Origin of the sequence: Sediminicoccus sp. KRV36, from assembly GCF_023243115.1 — a bacterium.
GTDB lineage: Bacteria > Pseudomonadota > Alphaproteobacteria > Acetobacterales > Acetobacteraceae > Roseococcus.
On the sequence record NZ_CP085081.1, the window covers coordinates 1372326 to 1390708 of the forward strand.

Genomic DNA, 18383 nt, shown 5'->3' on the forward strand with positions numbered 1-18383 from the left:
GTGACTTCCATCAGGGCGGCGCCTCGTCTTCGGCGATGGTCGCGGCGCCGGTGATCTGGAACAGCCGAAGCACCAGCACCAAGGCCAAGGCTGTCGCCGCGAAAGCCACCACCAGCCCGGTGATGACCAGCGCCTGCGGCACCGGGTCCACCACCGCGCCGCGCCGCGCCATCACGCCGAACAGCAGGAACACCCCGCCGCCCAGCAGGTTGAAGGCCAGGATCTTGCGCAGCAGCGCCGGCTGCGTCACCAGGCCGTAGAGCCCCAGGGCCACCAGCGCCGATCCGGTCAGGCCGAAGATCATGGCGCGCGCCTCCCGCCGCCCTCTGGCGGCCCGGCCACCATGAGGATGAGGGCGGCTGCGACGGAGAGCGTCATCGCGCCCTCGATCAGCAGGATCAAGGGCTTCGCCAAGCTGGGCGGGTAAGCCAGGAATCCGTCGGCGATCACGAAGCCCAGCAGCCCCACGCCGATGAAGGCCAGCGGCCCTGCCACCACCGCCCAGCGCAGTCCGCGCGCGCTGGTGGGCGGCAGCCGCCAGAGCCCAGCCACCCAGGCCAAAATCCCCATCGCCGCCAGGATGGTGCCGCCCTGGAACTTGCCGCCCGGCGCATCCGCACCGACCCAGGCGACATAGATGCCGACGACAATGCCGATCGGCGGCAGCACCCGCGCGAGCAGGGAGAGCGGTCCACTGGACTGCACCGGAAACACCGGCCCCGGCACGCCGCCCCAGCGCCGATCCGGCGCCATGGTCCAGATGGCGAGCACGGCAAAGACCAGCACCACCGCCTCCAGCAGCGTATCCAGCCCGCGATAGGCCATCAGCACGCCGGTGATGGGATTGGCAACGCCAAGTGCCGGCAAATGGCGTGCTGCCTCGGCCGCGAGGCTGGGCGCGGGCTCAGGCAGGGTCACCACCGCCGCGGCCAGGCCGATGCCGACCACAGCGCAGAGCAGCCCCGCCGCGATGCGTTGCGGACCGCTGGGCGTGGCCGCATCAATCTCCGCCTTGCCGCCACGCAGCCGCACCACGGCAAAGAGCAGGATCACGCCCGTCGCACCCGCCCCCAGGGCGGCCTCGGTCAGCGCCACATCCACCGCGCCCAGCCGCACCCAGACCAGGGCGAGCAGCAGCCCGTAGGCCACGAAGCCGATCACCGCCGGGAAATTGCCCCGCACCGCGAGCGTCCAGACGGCAACGCCGATCACCGCCAGCGCGAGGCACAGATCCAGCACCAGGCTCACTGCGGCGGCCCGGAGCGCCGGATGCGCTCAGCGATCATCTGCGTCGCCGTGGCGCCGGCCAGCAGGACCAGCAGCCAAACCAGGATGAGCTTGAGCGCGGCAAGCCAGCCGCCGGCCCAGGGCAGCAGGCCAAGCACGATCAACCCCAGGCCCAGGCTATCCGCCTTGGTCAGCGCATGCAGCCGGCTGAGCGGATCGGGGAAGCGCAGCAGCGCCACGGTGCCGGCGATGAAAAACACCACGCCGACCGCGATGGTGATGCCGCTGAACAGGGCCAGGAACAGGCTCATCGCTCGCCCAGCCCGCGCGCCGCGAGCACGAAGGCGACCGAGGCGAAGGCGCCGAGCAGCGCCAGCACCAGGGCCACATCCACGACGCCGGCCATCCCGGTGGCCACCGCGACCAGCAGAAGTGCCGCGATGCAGCCCGAGCAGAGCAATTGCGCGGCCATCATCCGGTCCGCCGCGCCCGGGCCGCGCAGGGCGCGATAGAGGCCGGCCAGCGCGGCCAAAAGGATAAGGCCGGCGGCCAGCAACAGCGCTTCCGTCATCGGCGGCTTTCGAGGCGATTTACCCCTCGCCCCCGGCGGAAACCGAAGGTCTTCTGCACCTTCATCGGTGTCCGGAGATGCAAGAACCTGAGGTTCTTGCCGGGGTGCTCGAGGGGCAGCGCCCCTCGAAACCCACCCAAGCCCTTAGCCCCCCGCCCGCACATACAGCGCCTCCGTCGCGGCCAGATCCCGCGCCACGGGCAGGCGCGTATCCAGCGCATGCACCACCAACGCACCCGCCGCATCCGTGCCGGCCGGCAGCGCGCCGGGGGCGAGGCTGGCGAGTGCCGTGAAGCCATCACGCGCCGGACCCTCGGGCAGGGCGCTGGCATGGATGACCAGGCCGGGCTGCAGGGGCAGGCGGGGATCAAAGGCGCGGCGGGCGATATCGGTCCCGGCCAGCAGCGCCTGCCAGCCGCTGCGGCCCGCCAGGCGAAATGCCGCCAGCGGGTCGGCCAGGGCCATCCGTCCCGGCATCAGCCGCGTGCTGGCCCAAGTGGCGAGCGCCGCCGCCAGCAGCCCGAAGGGCAGCCCCGCCGGGCCCCCGGCCAGGATCAGCCACAGGCCCAGGAACAGCGCGAAGCGGGCCGCGCGCTCCATGCTCAGCCTCGTGCCGGCGGCCGGCCGCCAAACACCGTGACGTAGAGCGTGGGCAGGAACACCAGCGTCAGCAGCGTCGCCACCATCAGGCCCCCCATGATGGCGAAGGCCATCGGCCCCCAGAACACCGTGGGCGCGATGGGGATCAGCCCGAAGACCGTGGAAATGGCGGTCAGCATCATGGGCCGGAGGCGTGAGGAGGCGGCCCGCACCACCGCCTCCCAGACGGAGGCCCCGCCGGCGCGTTCATCCTCGATCGAGATGATGAGGATGATGGCGTTCTTCGCGATCATCCCCAGCAGCGCGAGGATGCCCAGGATGGCGACGAACCCAAGCGGCCGCCCGGAGGCCAGCAAGGCCAGCACCACGCCGATGATGCCGAGTGGCAGCAGCGCCACCACCAGGAACAAGCGCCTGAAGGAGACCAGCTGGAACATCATCAGCGTCAGCATCACCGCCAGCATCACCGGCACCACCGCCAGCACCGAGGCCTGGGAGAGCGCGCTCTCCTCCGCGATGCCGCCAAGATCCACGCGATAGGGGCGGGGGAGTGTGGCGTTCAGCGCGTCAATCCGCGGCTGCATGATGGCCACCACCGAATCCGGCAGGGTGCCGGCGGTGACATCGGCGCGGATGGTCAGTGTTGGCACGCGGTCCCGCCGCCAGACCATCGGGAATTCCTGCGCATATTCGAAGCTCGCAAGCTGGCTGAGCGGCACGGTGCGCCCACCCGGCAGCGGGATCTGGATGGAGCGCAGGGTGGCGAGCGAGAGCCGCTCCTCGCCCGTCGCCCGCGCCACGACATTAATGAGATAGATGTCGTCGCGCAGCTGGGTGATGGTGGTGCCGGTGACAGCCGCGTTCAGCACGGCGGCAACGCCTGCGGAGCTGAGGCCGAGGCGGCGTGCCTCATCCTGGTCCACCACCACGCGCAATTGCCGTGCCGGTTCCATCCAGTCGAAATGCACATGCCGCGAGCCACGCGCCTCGGCCATGATGCGGGCCACATCCTGCGCGATCTCGCGCACCTTCTCGATCTCGGGACCATTCACCCGGTATTGCAGCGGCCAGCCCACGGGGGGGCCGAGTTCCAGCGGATACACGCGCGAGACCGCATCGGGGAATTGCTCGGCCATCAGCCGTTCCAGCCGCAATTGCAGCCGCTCGCGCCCCGGCAGGTCCTTGGCCACCACCACCAGCTGCGAGAAGAAGGGCAGGGCGAGCTGGGCGTTCAGCGGCAAATAGAAGCGGATGGCACCGCGGCCGATATAGCTGCTCCAGCGCTCCACATCGGGGTCCTGCGCCAGCACCGCCTCCAGCCGCGTGGTCGCGGCCTCGCTCGCGAAAACGGAGGCGCTCTGCGGCAGGGTGATGTCCACCAGCAATTCCGTCCGGTCGGAGGAGGGGAAGAATTGCCGTGGGACAAATTGCATCGCGAAGATCGAGACCGCGAAGATGCCAAGCGTGATGGCGATGGTGACCCAGCGCGCGCGCATGGCCAGCGTCAGCAGCCCGGTATAGGCGCGCAGCACGCGGCCCGGCTGTTCCGGTTCGGCATTGGCGCCCGCACCTGCCGGCGCCTTGAGGATCGCCATGCCAAGCAAGGGGGCAAAGAGCACCGCCACGAACCAGGAGACGATCAGCGCAATTCCCACCACCGCGAAAATGGTGAAGGTGTATTCGCCCGCTGAGGATTTCGCGAAGCCGATCGGCAGGAACCCCGCGATGGTGACGAGCGTGCCGATCAGCATGGGTGCCGCCAGCGCCTTGTAGGCGAAGGTTGCCGCATCGCGCTTGCTGTCGCCGGCGGCCAACCTGCGGATCATCGCGTCAATCGTCGTCATCGCGTCATCCACCAGGAGCGTGAGTGCGATGATCAATGCGCCGAGCGAGATGCGCTGCAGGTCAATGCCAAAGAGCGACATGATGGGAAAGACGATGGCCAGCGTCAGCGGGATTGAGAGTGCCACGACCGAGCCCGCCCGCACGCCGAGGGCCAGGAAGCTCGCCACCATGATGATGACGATGGCCTGCCACAGGCTTTCCATGAAATCGCCGATGGCTTCATCCACCGTCACCGCCTGGTCAGCCACCAGCAGGGCCTCGATGCCGATGGGCAGGTTTGCGCGGATTTCGGCGATGGCGGCCTGCACGTTCCGGCCGAGGCCGAGGATATCCCCCGCCTCCCGCATGGCGATGGCGACGCCGATGGCGGGCACGCCATTCACCCGGAACATGGGTTGCGGCGGGTCGGCGAAGCCGCGCCGGATGGTGGCGATGTCGGTCAGGCGAAACACCCGCTCGCCGATCACGAAATTCACCGCGAGCAGATCCTGCTCGCTCTCGAAGGCGCCGGAGACGCGGACGGCCAGGCGCTCCTCACCCGTCTCGATCATGCCGGAGGGGCGGACGACATTCTGCGCCTGCAAGGCCTGCAGGATGGCGCCATAGTTCAGCCCGAGGCCGGCCAGCCGCTCGGTCGAGAATTCGATGAAGACGCGCTCATCCTGGGCACCCAGGAGTTCCACCTTGGAGACATCGGGCACCAGCAGCAGGCGGGAGCGCGCATCCTCGACATAGTCGCGCAATTCGCGGGGCGTGAAGCCATCGGCGGTGAAGCCGTAGATGATGCCGAAGGTGTCGCCGAAATCATCATTGAAGAAGGGGCCGGCCACACCGCCGGGAAGGGTGTGGCGCATATCGGCCACCCGCCTTCGCACCTGGTACCACATGTCGGGCACCACGGTGGCGGGTGTGGCGCCCTTGAGGTCCACGAAGATGGTGGTCTGGCCGGGCACGGTGTAGCTGCGCAGCCGGTCCAGGTTGGGGGTTTCCTGCAGCGTGCGTTCCAGGCGTTCCGTCACCTGGAGCAGCGTCTCCTCGATGGTCGCCCCCGGCCAGACGGCCGAGACGATCATGGTGCGGAAGGTGAAGGCCGGATCCTCGTTGCGGCCGAGCTTGAAGAAGGCGAAGCCGCCCGCGATCAGCGCCACGATCATGAAATAGATGATGAGCGACCGCTTGTTGATCGCCCATTCGGAGAGGTTCGGGCCGATCATCGGAGCAGCCGCACCTTCTGGCCGGGGCGCAGCGTCTGCACGCCGGCGGTCACGATGATCTCGCCCGGCTGCAGCCCCTGGCCGATCACGACATGGCCCGGATCATGCCGCACCAGCTCGACCGGGCGGAGCGAGACCGTCTCGCTCGCCGGGTCCACCACCCATACGGCGGGCTGGCGCTCGGCGCGGGTGAGGGCGGAGGCCGGGATGGTGATGCCGGGCGTCGTGCCCAGCTGCATCTGGCCCGTCACGGTGGAGCCCAGGCGCATTTCGGGCGGCGGCTCGGCAAGGCCGACGCGCACCTGGAAGGTGCCGGTGACGGCATCCGCCTGGGGCGAGACCTCACGCACGCGGCCCTGGGCGCGGATCTGCGGCTGGCCCGTGACATTCACCGCGATCAGCGGATTGGCCGGCGCCTGGTCCTTCACCTGGGCCGGCACGTCAAACACGGCGTCCCGCCCCTCGGTGCGGGCAATGCGGACGATCATGCGCCCGGGCTGCACCACTTCGCCCGGCTCGGCACCGCGCTGGGTCACGCTGCCGCTGACATCGGAGACAAGCTCCGTGTAGCCCAGCCGCGTTTCGGCGATGCTCACCTGCGCCTCGGCCGCATCCACGGCCGCACGGATGGTCTGGAGCTGCTGCGCCGCCTGATCGTAGCGGACGCGGGTCGTGAAGCCCTCGCGCAGCAATTGCCCCTGGCGCCAGTAGTTGTTCTCGGCCTCGCGCAGCTGGCCGCGGGCGGCGGTGACCTGGGCGCGGGCGGCGCGCAGGCCGTTCTCCTCATTTTCCCGCGCAAGGCGCGCGATGACCTGGCCCGCGCGCACCGCATCGCCCACATTCACCAGGCGCTCGATCATGCGGCCATCAATCCGGAAGGCGAGGTTCACCTGCGTCTCGGCCTGCACCGTGCCGGTCAATGTTACCACATCGCCACCCGCGCTGCGTTCGGCCGCGATCACGCGGACAGGGCGGATTTCCGGCGCGGGCGGGGGCGCGCCATCATCGCAGCCGGCCAACAGCAGGAAGGCTGGCAGCAGGAGGGCCGGAAGCGCCAGGGGCCGGGATCGCACAGCCTGATCAGGGCGGATCGGCAGCGGGATGGATGGCATGGATATCCTCTGATCAGTTCAAGGCGGCCACTCCCCGCCCATATGCCTGATGTGGCATGGCAGCGGCAAACCCGCCACGGAAACATCATCTGCCGGCAGGCAATCGCAGCGTCAGTTTCATTCGCATCGGCCCCCGTCAGCCGGATCAGCCCTGCATCCCAAGGCTGCGCCGAACGTCCCAAAACCGCCGCGTTAGCGGGGCGGCAGCACCTGGCCGATGCGGCCGGCCATGTAGGGGAAGAAGGGGTTCCAGGAGATCCGCACCAGCGAATCGAGTGCCATGACCAGCACGCCGGTTTCCCCCCGGATCGCCGTGGCGCCGAGGCTCACGCCGAATTCCGCTTCCGCCTCCGGGCTCAGCCCGTAGAGCGAATCCGTGACGGGAAAGGGCAGGGCAATATGCGAGAGGGAATAGACATCGCGCGGATACTGCAGGCCGAGCGGCACCACCTCCTCCTGCGTCGCGCCGGCCGGGGTCACGCGGGCCACCACCTCGGTGCTGGTATCGTCGCGGTTGGTGATGACGGTGAGGCGCCAGTTGCGCGGCGGATCGGGCACGATGCGCTCCACCGCCGGATCAAAGGCGGGCCGCAGCAGGAAGCTCAGCTTGGTGCCGCGATTGCGGTCGAAGATGACAAGTTCGCTGCCATTGGCGGGCAGCAGCGCGAAGAAATCATTCACCAGCGCCTGCGTGCTGACGGTGAAATCCATCAGCGACTGGAAGGCCAGCACCGGCGCCATGCCTTCCAGCCTCCCGGCGCGGGAAAGCCGGCGCGCCTGGCCCTGCACCTGCTGCGTCAGCCGGAAGGACTGGACCGCGGCATTCACGGGAAAGGAATTGTATTTGAAGGGGTTGAACTCGGGCAGGATGGAAAGCCAGGCCGCCTTGGCGAAGCGCGGCAGCATGGCCGGCAAGGAGGCGAGGCCCGCAAAGCGCGCGAAACCCGAAACGCCCACCATGGGTGAGATCACGACCACCCGGGCCGGCTGCACCAGGCTGGGGTCTTCGACCGCGTCCATGGCGTGTTTGAGGGCCAGCGCGCCGCCATTGGAGTAGCCCACGATATGCACGGGCGCCGTGGGGCCGGCCCGCCGCCGCGCCTCACGCAGGGCAAGGCGGGTCGCCGCGGTCCAATCCTCCCACGCGGCCACGGTCAGCCCGGCGGGCACGGTGCCGTGGCCCGGCACGCGCAAACCCAGCGCCACGAAGCCCGCAGCGCGGTAAAGCTCCGCCACGTGGCGCAGGCTGTAGGGCGCATCGGTCAGCCCATGGACCAGCACCACCGCGCCGCGCGGGCTGCCCTCCGGCTCCAGCACAAAGGAGCGGTTCCAATCCTGCGCAAAACCGGGCGGATGGATGGGGCTGCCCGCGAAGAACCTGTTTTCCAGTGTGCGCTGTTCGAGTGGCAGCTGCGTCGTGACCTCGCGCCGGACCTGGTCGAAAATCCGCTGCTCCGCGGCGAGGTAGCCGGCCCAGTCGAGCCGGTTGATCTGCTCGGCCCGCAGGTCATCGGGGATTTGCGTGTGCCAGAGTTCCAGCGCCGGGCCGGTCTGGCTGTCCACCATGCGCACCACGATGACAACGAGAAGCACGGCGACCAGCGCATAGGCCAGTCGCCGCGTCCATCGCCACAGCCAGCTTGCGATCCCGTGCATGGCAGAATCTGTCACACGGATCGCATCAGGCGGCTATCCCCCGCGGCCGTCGCGGGCGGCCTGCGCGTTGCGCCCAGCCTGGGAGACGCTGCCTGCGCGCGCGTCACTGATGATGCCGCGCCGCTTGGCATTGGGGCGGGCGGTAGCACCCCGGGCCGGGCTGTCCCCGCCGGCCGGATGATGCGGCGTGGCGGCCTTGCGGCGCTCCAGGGCCGCGCGCAGCGCTGCCGTCGCTTCGGCGCGCCGGGCTTCGTCGCGCAGCACGGTGAGGCGCGCATTCACGCGCTTCAGGCCGCGCGCAAAGACCTGCTTTTTGCCGGTGAGGCCGCGGTCACTCGCCGTTTCGGCGGCGGTGCCGCGCGCCTCGGCCTTGCCGCGATGGACGCGCCGGCGGCCGCGGATGAGGTCCCGCGCGCGGGCGTGCTGGCCGCGCAGCCAACGGGCCAGGCTGACCAGTTCCTCATGCGGCAAGGCCGCCAGCTCGGGGTAGTGGCTGCTGACGACGGGGGCGAACTCCTCCTCGCTCAGCAGGCGCCGTTCGGCGGCGAATTCAACGCCCATGAAGCGCTCCTTTCTGCGTGATTGGCATGGGTTTCACTATGCCGCGTCTTTGCCTCGGGCGGCAGGGGGGGGGCGTCCCGGCACTGCACCCAGCATCCCAGGAGGGGGCGCAGCTGTTGTGCGCTGCACAAAAGGCATGCGATAGCCTCAGGCTGGTTCGGTCGTATACCAAAGCGGCCGGGAGGAGCCCAACATGTTGCTCGGCCTCTGCGCGGCCATCCTGACGGCCGGCGCGATGTACCTCGCGCAATCCATCCTGGTGCCGATCCTCTTTGCGGTATTCGCCATCGCGCTGGTCTGGCCCCTGCAACGCCGCCTCGCGGTGATCCTGCCGGGCGCGCTGGCCATGCTGGTCACCATGGCCGGCGCGCTGGTCACTCTGGTCGGCATGGCGCTGCTCATCGCCTGGGCCTTTGGCAGCGTGGGGCAATGGGTCCTCGCCAATTCCGCACAGTTGCAGATGCTCTATGCCCAGAAGCTCGCTTTCCTGGAGGCGCGCGGCATCGCCGTTGCCGGCGTCTTCGTCGAGAATTTCAACACGCGCTGGCTGGTGCGCATCGCGCAGGAGGTCACGGGGCGGCTGCAGGGAATCCTCAGCTTCACCATCGTCACCGTCGTCTTCCTGGTGCTCGGCCTGCTTGAGGTGGATGTGGTGCGCCGCCAGATGGAGCGGATGGAGGGGCAGACGGCGCCAGCCCTGCTCGCCGCCAGCGCCGCCACGGCCCGGAAATTCCGCGTCTACATGCTGGTCCGCACCATCATGAGCGTTGTCACCGGTGTCTGCGTCTGGGGCTTCGCGACCTTCATGGGCCTCGACCTCGCGGCCGAGTGGGGGGTGATCGCCTTTGTGCTGAACTACATCCCCTTCATCGGCCCGTTGGTGGCGACGCTCTTCCCCACGCTCTTTGCCATTCTGCAATTTGCCTCGTGGGAGGTGGCGGTGGTGGTCTTCCTCAGCCTGAATGCCATCCAGACCATCTCGGGCAGCTATATCGAGCCGCTGCTGGCCGGCAAGACGCTGGCCGTGTCCTCCTTCATGGTGCTGCTCGCGGTGTTCTTCGGCTCCTTTCTCTGGGGCATTCCGGGTGCCTTCATCGGCGTGCCGGTGCTCATCGCGGCCCTCACCATTTGCCAGCAATTCCCCGGCAGCCGCTGGTTCGCCGACCTGCTTTCAGGTCGTGATCCCGCGCGCGGCTAACCCTATCGGAACGTCCATATGCCCAAGACCCGCTCGCCTTTGCTGATTGACCTCGCACTCCAGGGTGGTGGCAGCCATGGCGCCTTCACCTGGGGCGTGCTGGACCGGCTGCTGGAGGAAAGCTGGCTGAAGATCGAGGCGATTTCCGGCACCTCTGCCGGCGCCATGAACGCGGCCGTGCTGGCGGATGGCTTCACCCGCGCCGGCGCCGATGGCGCGCGGGAGGCGCTGGAGAAGTTCTGGCGCAACGTGTCCGAAGCCGCCGCGATGAGCCCGCTCAAGCGCGGCCCGCTGGATGTCATGCTGGATCGCTGGACGCTCGATACCTCGCCCGCCTACATCGCGATGGACGTCATGACGCGGCTCTTCTCGCCCTATGACATGCCCTTTGGCGGCAAGAACCCGCTGGAGGAAATCCTGGCCGGCAGCCTGGATTTCGAGCGGCTGGCGCGCTCCTCCATCAAGCTCTTCATCACCGCCACCAATGTGCGGACCGGCCGCGGGCGGGTGTTTCGCAATGCCGAGATTTCGCCACAGGTGCTGATGGCCTCGGCCTGCCTGCCGCAGATGTTCCAGGCGGTGGAAATTGACGGCGATGGCTATTGGGATGGCGGCTTCGCCGGCAACCCGACGATGCGCCCGCTGATCCAGGAATGCGTCTCGGACGATACCATCCTGATCGGCATCAACCCCGTGGAGCGGCCGGGCGTGCCGCGCTCGGCCCGGGATATCCTGAACCGGCTGAACGAGGTGTCCTTCAACGCGGTGCTGTTGAAGGAGCTGGAGATGATGGCCCTGCTGCGCCGCGGCGCCGCCCTCACCGAGGATGCCGAGGCGAAGCATTGGGGCAGCATGCGCATCCACCTGGTGCGCAGCGACATGCTGACCGATCTGGGGGCGTCCTCGAAGCTCAATGCCGAATGGGCCTTCCTGACGATGCTGCGCGATGAGGGCCGCCGCGCGGGCGAAGCCTTCCTGGCGGGCAAGGGCCAGGAACTCGGGAAAAGCTCGACGCTCGACATCGATCAGCTGCTGGCCGGCTGGTAGCCGCCATGGGCCTGCTCGGCATCCTGCTGGGGCTTTCCGCCCTGATCTTCCTGGCCTTCCGGGGCTGGAGCATCCTGTTGCTGGCCCCCATCGCGGCGCTGGTGGCAGCGGCTTTCGCGGGCGAGCCGCTGCTGGCGCATTGGACGCAGACCTTCATGGGGAGTGCGGCGAATTTCGTCGCCTCCTTCTTCCCGCTGTTCCTACTGGGCGCCTTGTTCGGCAAGCTGATGGAGGATAGCGGCGCGGTGGCCGCCATCGCGCGCTGGATGACGGGGCGGCTGGGTCCGCAACGCGCCATCCTCTCCGTCGTGCTGGCTGGCGCTGCCGTCACCTATGGCGGTGTCAGCCTGTTTGTCGCGATCTTCGTGCTGGTGCCCATGGCGATGGCGCTGTTCCGGGAGGCCGGCATCCCGCGCCGCCTGATGCCGGCCGCCATCGCACTCGGCACCATGACTTTCACCATGTCCGCCGCACCCGGCACGCCGGCGATCCAGAACGCGATCCCGATGCCCTTCTTCGGCACGACGCCCTTCGCGGCACCCGGCCTTGGCATCATCGCCTCGGCCATCATGCTGGGGTTCGGCCTGTGGTGGCTGCAACGCGCTGCGGCGCGGGCCGCGGCCGCGGGCGAGGGTTTCGGCGATGATACGCCCGCCCCGGTGGATCTGGCCGCCGATGATCCCGTGATCCGCGAACGCGCCTCCACCGCCCGTGAATTCGACCCGGCCGAGATGCATCGCAGCCGTTCCGCCGTGGCGGAACTGCCGATCCTGCTCGCTGCCCTGCCGCTGTTTGTCGTGGTGGGCGTGAACCTCGTCATGTCCGTGTTGGTCCTGCCCCACATGGATGCGAGCTTCCTGGCCGAGCCACGCTGGGGCGGCACCAGCCTTTCGGCCGTGGCGGGCGTCTGGTCGGTCGCGGTCGCGTTGCTGGCGGCCATCCTCGTGCTGGTGGTGACGAGTTCCGCGCGCATCCCCTCGCTGCGCGCGACGATGGATGCGGGCGCCAATGCCTCGGTGCTGCCGATCTTCGCGGTGGCCTCGCTGGTGGGGTTTGGCGCGGTGGTGGCGGCCATGCCGGCCTTCGCCCTGGTGCGCGAATGGGTGTTGGGGATTGGCGGCGGGCCGCTGGTCTCGCTCGCGGTTGCCACCAATGTGCTGGCGGCGCTTACCGGCTCGGCCTCGGGCGGGTTGACCATCGCGCTGGAGGCGCTGGGGCCCACGTATATGGCGCTGGCCGCGCAGCAGGGGATTGATCCGGGGCTGCTGCATCGCGTGGCGGTGATCGGTGCGGGCACGCTGGACAGCCTGCCGCACAACGGCGCTGTGGTGACGCTGCTGGCCGTCTGCGGCACCACCCACCGGCAGAGCTACATGGATATCGTCATGGCCTGCATCGTGGGGGCGTTGATCGCGCTTGGCGCGGTGATCCTGCTGGGCAGTGTGGTGGGCTCGTTCTGAGCCACCGGCTGGGCCCGCTTGGTGATCCCGGGCGCCGCTCGCGCGCGAGCGGCTATCAGGGGCCCACGCTGAGCGGCGGCGCCGTCGCGCAACCGCCCTTGGCCATCATCCATCGAGCCGCACATTCGCCGCCCGCGCCACCTCACGCCACTTCTCGATTTCGGCGCGGATGAAGTCGGCGAATTGCTCGGGCGTATTGGGGTCGGCGATGGCGCCCATGCCCAGGATGCGCTCAGTCACCGCCGCCTCGCGCAGCACGGCCCCAACATCGGCCGAGATGCGGCGGATGATGGCGGCCGGGGTGGCGGCGGGTGCCACCAGGCCGCTCCAGCCGGCCGCCTCGTAGCCGGGGGAGAGGGTTTCGGCGATGGTCGGCACATCGGGCAGTTGCGGCACGCGGCGCGGCTGGGCCACGGCCAGCGCACGGATGCGGCCGCCCTGGATCTGCGGCAGGGCGCTGGCCACGCTGTCCATCATCAGGGGCACATTGCCGGCCAGCAGATCAGCCATGCCGGGGCCGGAGCCGCGGTAATGCACGATGTTGAAGCGCAGCCCCGTGCGCAGCTGCAACAGCTCGGTCGCCATGTGCTGGCTGGTCGCGGGGCCGGCGGAGGCGATGTTCACCTCGCCCGGCCGCGCGCGCACCATGCCCGCCATCTCGGTCACGTCGCGGCCGGGGAAGCTCGGATGCGCCACCAGCAGCAGGGGCACCATGGCGATGTTGCTGATGGCGACGAAGTCGCGCTCGGCGTCATAAGGCAGGCGCTGCAGCACCGAGGGGTTGACGCCCAGCGTGCCGGACGTGCCGGCGATGAGGGTGTAGCCATCGGGGGCGGCCCGCGCGCCGGCTTCCAGGGCGGGTGCCCCGGCCCCGCCGGCGCGGTTCTCGACCACGACGCGCTGCGGCCAGCGCTGCGACAATTGATCGGCGACGAGGCGCGTGAAGATGTCCGCCGCCTGGCCGGGTGGGAAGGGGACAATGATCCGGACCGGACGCTCCGGCCAACTGCCCTGGGCCAGGCTCGTGGCGGGCAAAAGCGCGGGCAATGCCAGCGCAGCGCGGCGTGACGGATTCATGCATTCTCTCCTTGGGCCTGTGGGGCTTGCTGCCCCTTCTCAGCGCATGTTCCGCTCGCCAGGGCTTCCGGCGCAAGCACCCGCCCGCCGGTTTTCGCGCAGACTGACCCGCGCAGGCGATTTCGCTGGAGCCGCCGATGCCCTAGCTTGCCGGGAAATCCAGGGGATGGGCGGCCCATGAACAGTTTCGAGATCGCGGTGCTGGGTGGGGATGGCATCGGGCCCGAGGTGATGGAGGCGGGCATCGCCGTGCTGGAGGCGGTGGATGCGCGCCACAAGCTCGGCCTGCGCTTCGCCGAGCACCGGGCCGGGGCCATGGCCTATCGCGATACGGGCGATGATCTCTCGGAGGCGGTCTTCGCCCGCGCGCGGGATGCCGATGCCATCCTGCTCGGCGCCATGGGCTGGCCCGGCATCCGGCGCGAGGACGGCACCGAATTGGCGCCGCAGATCACGCTGCGAATGCGCCTTGGGCTGTTCGGCGGCGTGCGGCCGATCCGCGCCATTCCGGGCGTGCCGCTGCCGCTGTCGGACCCGCGCGCGGCGAAGATGGATTTCGTCATCCTGCGCGAAAGCACCGAGGGGCTGTTCTTCTCCAAGGATCGCGGCCGCGTCACCGCCGAGATGGCCGAGGAGACCCTTCGCCTCACCCGCCCGACCTCTTTGGCCCTGGCGCGAATGGCCTTCGACCTGGCGGGCGAGCGCGCGGCGCGGTTGGGCCGGCCAGGGCGCGTGACGCTGGTGGACAAGGCCAATGTCTTTCGTGCCTTCGCCTGGCTGCGTGGCATCTTCGAGGAGGTGGCGGCCGAGCACCCTGCCATCGCCTACAACGCGCATTACGTGGATGCGATGGCGCTGGACCTGATCCGCCGCCCCTGGGATTTCGACGTGCTGCCGACGGAAAACATGTTCGGTGACATCCTCTCCGACCTGGCGGCCGGGTTGATCGGCGGGATGGGCTTCGCGCCCTCGGCTGATCTGGGCGCCGCTCACGCGGTGTTCCAGCCAAGCCACGGCACGGCGCCCGACATCGCGGGCAAGGGCCTGGCCAATCCGACGGCGATGATCCTCTCGGGGGCGATGATGCTGGAATGGCTCGCGCAGCGTGGCGGGGGCGATGGCCTGCGCGAGGCCGCGGCCGAGATCCGTGCCGCCGTGGATGCGGCCTTCGCGGCCGGGTTGCGCACGCCCGATGTCGGCGGCGCCGCGGGCACGCGAGAGGTGGCGCGGCGGGTGCTGGAGGCGCTCGGCTGAGGGCGCAAAGCGCAATCCGGCCGCGCCGTTACCCCGCGTGGAGGGCTTTCAGCACACGCTCCAGGCCGCTTTTCCAGCTGGGCAAGGCCACACCGAAGGTTATGGCCAGCTTGCTGCCATCCATCCGCCCATCGGCCGGGCGCGTGGCCTTGACGGGATATTCATGCGTGGCGATCGGCAGTACGCGCGGCTGCGGGCCACCGAACGGGGCCGCGCCTGCGAAAATCGCCTCGGCGAAGCCGTGCCAATGTGTGGCCTCCTCGGCGCGCGCATGGAAGACGCCGCGATAATCGGATTGCCAGTCGGTGGTCCGGATGCGCGCGAGGATCGCCGCGATGGCATCGGCCAGGTCGGGGGCGGAGGTGGGGTGGCCATGCTGGTCCGCCACCACGCGCAGTTCAGGGCGCGTGGCGCCCACGGCCAGCATGGTCTTCACGAAATTCTTGCCGACCGGGCTGAACACCCAGGCGGTACGCAGGATGATCGTCCGGGGGTTCGCGGCCAGCGCGGCCCATTCGCCGGCGAGCTTGGTGCGCCCATAGGCGCTGAGCGGATTGGTCAGGTCGGTTTCAAGATATGGCGAGCCCTTGAGCCCGTCATAGACATAATCCGTGCTGATCTGGATCAGCGGAATGCCCGCCTCGGCGCAGAGGCGGGCGACCAGGGCCGGACCCATGGCATTGGCCCGGAAGGTCGCGGCCTCGTCATCCTCGGCGGCGTCCACGGCGGTCCAGGCGGCGCAATTGACCACAGCCTCGGGCTGGAGGGTGGCGAAGGCTGCCATGACCGTCTCCGGCCGGTCGAACTCGAAATCGGGCTGACCGACCAGAAGCGGGTCGAAGCCTTGCGCGGGCAGGCTTTCCGCCAGGCCCGTTGCCAATTGACCGCCCTGGCCGGTGACGAGAATGCGACGCATCAGAGCGAGCCTGCCGGAAAGGGCGGGGCGATATCGGCGAGGCGCGGCGCCGTGCGGTCCTTGTCCGAGAGGATCACGCCATGCGGCGGGATGGGCCAGTTGATCGCCAGCACCGGATCATCCCAGGCAATGCCCGCATCGGTCGCGCGGTCATACTCGGCATCCACCTTGTAGAGCACTTCGGTCTCGGGCTCGAGCGTCAGGAAACCATGGGCAAAGCCGCGCGGCACCCAGAGCTGGCGCCAGTTCTCGGCGGAGAGTTCGCACGCCACATGCTGGCCATAGCTTGGGCTGCCCTGGCGAATATCCACCGCCACATCCAGGATCCGTCCCCGCACGACGCGTACGAGCTTGCCTTGCGCCGTGGGTGGGCGCTGGAAATGCAGGCCGCGCAGCACGCCCACCTCCCGCGAGAGGGAGTGGTTGTCCTGGACGAAATCCGCCGTGAAGCCGAGGGCTGCCAGGGCGCTGCGCTTCCAGACCTCGCTGAAGAACCCGCGCGGATCGCCGAAGCGATTGGGCTCGATCAGCAGGACGTCGGGGATGGATTGCGGCGTGATTTTCATGCTTGGACGCCATCCGCGAGCTGCACGAGATATTGGCCATAGGCCGTCTTGCCCAGGGATTGTCCGCGGGCGCGCAATTCTGCCGCCGTCAGGAAGCCACGGCGGAACGCGATTTCCTCGGGGCAGCCGACCTGCAGGCCCTGCCGCTCCTGCACCGTCTGCACGAAGGTCGCGGCCTGCAGGAGGCTGGCTGGCGTGCCGGCGTCCAGCCAGGCGCAACCACGGCCCAATCTTTCGGCGCGCAGCGTGCCATCCTGCATGTAGATGGCGTTGAGATCCGTGATCTCCAATTCGCCACGGGCCGAGGGCACCACCTGGCGGGCCAGTTCCGTCACGCGCTTGTCGTAGAAATAGACGCCGATCACGGCCCAGTCGGATTTTGGATGCAGCGGCTTTTCCTCGAGCGACATCACTCGTCCCTCGGCGTCGAATTCGGCCACGCCGTAGCGTTCGGGGTCCGCCACGCGATAGCCGAAGACGGTGGCCTCGCCCTGTTCGGCGCGGGTGGCGGCGCTGGTCAACCGGTCGGATAGGCCCTCGCCGTAGATGATGTTGTCGCCCAGGGCCAAGGCGCAGGCCTCGCCGCCCAGCCAATCGGCGCCGATCAGGAAGGCCTGCGCAAGCCCATCCGGCGAGGGCTGCTCAGCATAGCTGAGCTTGATGCCGAAGGCGCTGCCATCGCCCAGGAGCCGGCGGAAGGAGGGCAGGTCGGTCGGGGTGGAGATGACCAGGATATCGCGGATGCCGGCCAGCATGAGCGTGCCGAGCGGATAGTAGATCATCGGCTTGTCATAGACTGGCAGAAGCTGCTTGGACGCGGCCAGCGTCATGGGGTGCAGCCGCGTGCCGGACCCGCCGGCGAGGATGATGCCCTTCATGCGCTCACATGGCCCTTCTGCGTCACGGGTTCAGACCCCGCTCCCGGCCGTGCCGCGGTGTTGCTGCCAAGTCTCTGGCCAGCATAGGCCTTCTCACGGATGGGCCGCCACCACGCCTCATTGTCGAGGTACCAGCGGATGGTCTGCTCCAGGCCGCTTTCGAAGTCGAAGCGCGGCTTCCAGCCAAGCGCGGCCTCGGCGCCCGAGGGGTCCATCGCGTAGCGGAAATCATGGCCGGGGCGGTCACGGACGAAGGTGATCAGCCTTTCGCGAGGGCCCCCGCCGTCCGGGCGCAGACGGTCCAGCGTGGCGCAGATGGCCTTCACCACTTCGAGATTGGTCCGCTCCTGGCGCGGTCCGATGCAATAGGTTGCCCCGGGCTGGCCATGCATGAGCGCCAGAACCAGCGCCTCGGCATGATCCTCGACATGCAGCCAGTCGCGCACATTGGTGCCCTCGCCATAGACGGGCAAAGCCTTGCCTTCGAGGGCGTTGAGCGTGACGAGCGGGATCAGCTTCTCGGGGAATTGCCAGGGGCCGTAGTTGTTGGTGGTGTTGGAGACGAAGCTCGGGAAGCCATAGGTGTGGTTCCAGGCGCGGACCAGGTGGTCGGAGGCCGCCTTGCTGGCGGAATAGGGACTGCGTGGGTCGTAGGGAGTCTCGGGCGTGAAGGGCGCATCACCCGGGTAGAGCGAACCGAAAACCTCGTCCGTGGAAACGTGGTGGAAGCGGAAGGCCGCCTTCTCGGCGGCTTCGAGTGTGTTCCAGTACTCCCGGGCGGCTTCCAGCAGGACCTGCGTGCCCACCACATTGGTGCGGATGAACTCCGCTGGCCCGTCAATGGAACGGTCCACATGGCTTTCTGCGGCGAGGTGCATGACGGCGCGTGGCCGATGCTGGGCGAAGGCCGCGCGCATCGCCTCGACGTCGCAGATATCGGCGGCGATGTGGATATGCCGCGCATCGCCCGCATGCGCGCCGAGGGATGCCGGGCTCGCCGCGTAGGTCATCTTGTCGATATTGACGATCACGGCGTCAGTGGTGGTGAGGAGGCGGCGGACAACCGCTGAACCGATGAAGCCGAAGCCGCCAGTGATGAGGAAGGTCAAAACGACGGAACTCCATATGTCTGAGGCATGAAAACATAGCTTAGCCAGTCGTCAAGCCAAAGATTTTGCGCAGCAGATTCGGGTGCCGCGCG

18 protein-coding genes are annotated in these 18383 nt (G+C 68.7%); 4 read left to right on the forward strand and 14 right to left on the reverse strand.

Translation table 11 applies throughout. The features are described from left to right. Positions 1 to 10: 10 nt before the first annotated feature. From LHU95_RS06110 to LHU95_RS06150, 9 genes are all read right to left on the reverse strand, one after another. Entirely contained in the window at positions 11 to 304 is a 294-nt protein-coding gene (locus LHU95_RS06110; RefSeq protein ID WP_248710485.1) for an NADH-quinone oxidoreductase subunit K, read from the reverse strand. Further along, positions 301 to 1248 (reverse strand): hydrogenase subunit MbhD domain-containing protein, encoded by a 948-nt coding sequence (locus LHU95_RS06115; RefSeq protein WP_248710486.1) that lies wholly within the window; start codon positions 1246 to 1248, stop codon positions 301 to 303. The genes LHU95_RS06110 and LHU95_RS06115 overlap by 4 nt, the downstream gene beginning before the upstream one ends. Continuing rightward, complete coding sequence (locus LHU95_RS06120; protein ID WP_248710487.1) at positions 1245 to 1538, reverse strand: monovalent cation/H(+) antiporter subunit G; 294 nt, start codon at positions 1536 to 1538, stop codon at positions 1245 to 1247. The genes LHU95_RS06115 and LHU95_RS06120 overlap by 4 nt, the downstream gene beginning before the upstream one ends. Beyond that, positions 1535 to 1798: an MrpF/PhaF family protein gene (locus LHU95_RS06125; protein ID WP_248710488.1), complete on the reverse strand. Its 264-nt coding sequence runs from the start codon at positions 1796 to 1798 to the stop codon at positions 1535 to 1537. Before LHU95_RS06125 ends, LHU95_RS06120 begins: the two co-directional genes overlap by 4 nt. 144 nt (positions 1799 to 1942) lie before the next feature. After that, positions 1943 to 2398 (reverse strand): Na+/H+ antiporter subunit E, encoded by a 456-nt coding sequence (locus tag LHU95_RS06130; RefSeq protein WP_248710489.1) that lies wholly within the window; start codon positions 2396 to 2398, stop codon positions 1943 to 1945. A gap of 2 nt (positions 2399 to 2400) precedes the next feature. Further along, positions 2401 to 5457 carry an efflux RND transporter permease subunit gene (locus LHU95_RS06135; protein ID WP_248710490.1) on the reverse strand — a complete coding sequence of 1019 codons (3057 nt, stop codon included), beginning with the start codon at positions 5455 to 5457 and terminating at the stop codon, positions 2401 to 2403. Then, positions 5454 to 6530, reverse strand: a complete 1077-nt coding sequence (locus LHU95_RS06140; RefSeq protein ID WP_248710491.1) for an efflux RND transporter periplasmic adaptor subunit — start codon at positions 6528 to 6530, stop codon at positions 5454 to 5456. Before LHU95_RS06140 ends, LHU95_RS06135 begins: the two co-directional genes overlap by 4 nt. A gap of 231 nt (positions 6531 to 6761) precedes the next feature. Next, positions 6762 to 8225 carry an alpha/beta hydrolase gene (locus LHU95_RS06145; protein WP_248710492.1) on the reverse strand — a complete coding sequence of 488 codons (1464 nt, stop codon included), beginning with the start codon at positions 8223 to 8225 and terminating at the stop codon, positions 6762 to 6764. Between the two features lie 33 nt (positions 8226 to 8258). Then, on the reverse strand, positions 8259 to 8786 hold the full coding sequence (locus tag LHU95_RS06150; RefSeq protein ID WP_248710493.1) for a hypothetical protein: 528 nt from the start codon (positions 8784 to 8786) through the stop codon (positions 8259 to 8261). Positions 8787 to 8979: 193 nt separating this feature from the next. Here LHU95_RS06150 and LHU95_RS06155 point away from each other — a divergent pair, with 193 nt between their 5' ends. The 3 genes from LHU95_RS06155 to LHU95_RS06165 are packed head-to-tail and all read left to right on the forward strand — an operon-like array spanning position 8980 to position 12491. Continuing rightward, complete coding sequence (locus LHU95_RS06155) at positions 8980 to 9984, forward strand: AI-2E family transporter (protein WP_248710494.1); 1005 nt, start codon at positions 8980 to 8982, stop codon at positions 9982 to 9984. Between the two features lie 18 nt (positions 9985 to 10002). Further along, positions 10003 to 11031 (forward strand): patatin-like phospholipase family protein, encoded by a 1029-nt coding sequence (locus LHU95_RS06160; protein ID WP_248710495.1) that lies wholly within the window; start codon positions 10003 to 10005, stop codon positions 11029 to 11031. Positions 11032 to 11036: 5 nt separating this feature from the next. Then, the gene (locus LHU95_RS06165; protein ID WP_248710496.1) at positions 11037 to 12491 is read left to right on the forward strand and encodes an SLC13 family permease; all 1455 of its coding nucleotides are present in this window, start codon (positions 11037 to 11039) and stop codon (positions 12489 to 12491) included. Positions 12492 to 12596: 105 nt separating this feature from the next. On the opposite strand, the gene LHU95_RS06170 is transcribed toward LHU95_RS06165, so the two are convergent. Then, a complete protein-coding gene (locus LHU95_RS06170) occupies positions 12597 to 13568 on the reverse strand; it encodes a tripartite tricarboxylate transporter substrate-binding protein (RefSeq protein ID WP_248710497.1) in 972 nt (323 codons plus the stop codon). 177 nt (positions 13569 to 13745) lie between these two features. On the opposite strand from LHU95_RS06170, the gene LHU95_RS06175 reads away from it, so the two are divergent. Further along, positions 13746 to 14822 (forward strand): isocitrate/isopropylmalate family dehydrogenase, encoded by a 1077-nt coding sequence (locus LHU95_RS06175; RefSeq protein WP_248710498.1) that lies wholly within the window; start codon positions 13746 to 13748, stop codon positions 14820 to 14822. Between the two features lie 28 nt (positions 14823 to 14850). Here the strand turns inward: LHU95_RS06175 and rfbD are convergent, their stop codons facing one another. From rfbD to rfbB, 4 genes are read right to left on the reverse strand one after another with little or no spacing between them, the layout of a single operon-like run. Then, the gene (gene rfbD, locus LHU95_RS06180; RefSeq protein WP_248710499.1) at positions 14851 to 15738 is read right to left on the reverse strand and encodes a dTDP-4-dehydrorhamnose reductase; all 888 of its coding nucleotides are present in this window, start codon (positions 15736 to 15738) and stop codon (positions 14851 to 14853) included. Then, positions 15738 to 16304, reverse strand: coding sequence for a dTDP-4-dehydrorhamnose 3,5-epimerase (gene rfbC / locus LHU95_RS06185; RefSeq protein ID WP_248710500.1), 567 nt, complete (start codon positions 16302 to 16304; stop codon positions 15738 to 15740). Before rfbC ends, rfbD begins: the two co-directional genes overlap by 1 nt. Next, the gene (rfbA, locus tag LHU95_RS06190) at positions 16301 to 17182 is read right to left on the reverse strand and encodes a glucose-1-phosphate thymidylyltransferase RfbA (protein WP_248710501.1); all 882 of its coding nucleotides are present in this window, start codon (positions 17180 to 17182) and stop codon (positions 16301 to 16303) included. The genes rfbC and rfbA overlap by 4 nt, the downstream gene beginning before the upstream one ends. Beyond that, positions 17179 to 18291: a dTDP-glucose 4,6-dehydratase gene (gene rfbB / locus LHU95_RS06195; RefSeq protein WP_248710502.1), complete on the reverse strand. Its 1113-nt coding sequence runs from the start codon at positions 18289 to 18291 to the stop codon at positions 17179 to 17181. Before rfbB ends, rfbA begins: the two co-directional genes overlap by 4 nt. Positions 18292 to 18383: the final 92 nt, after the last annotated feature.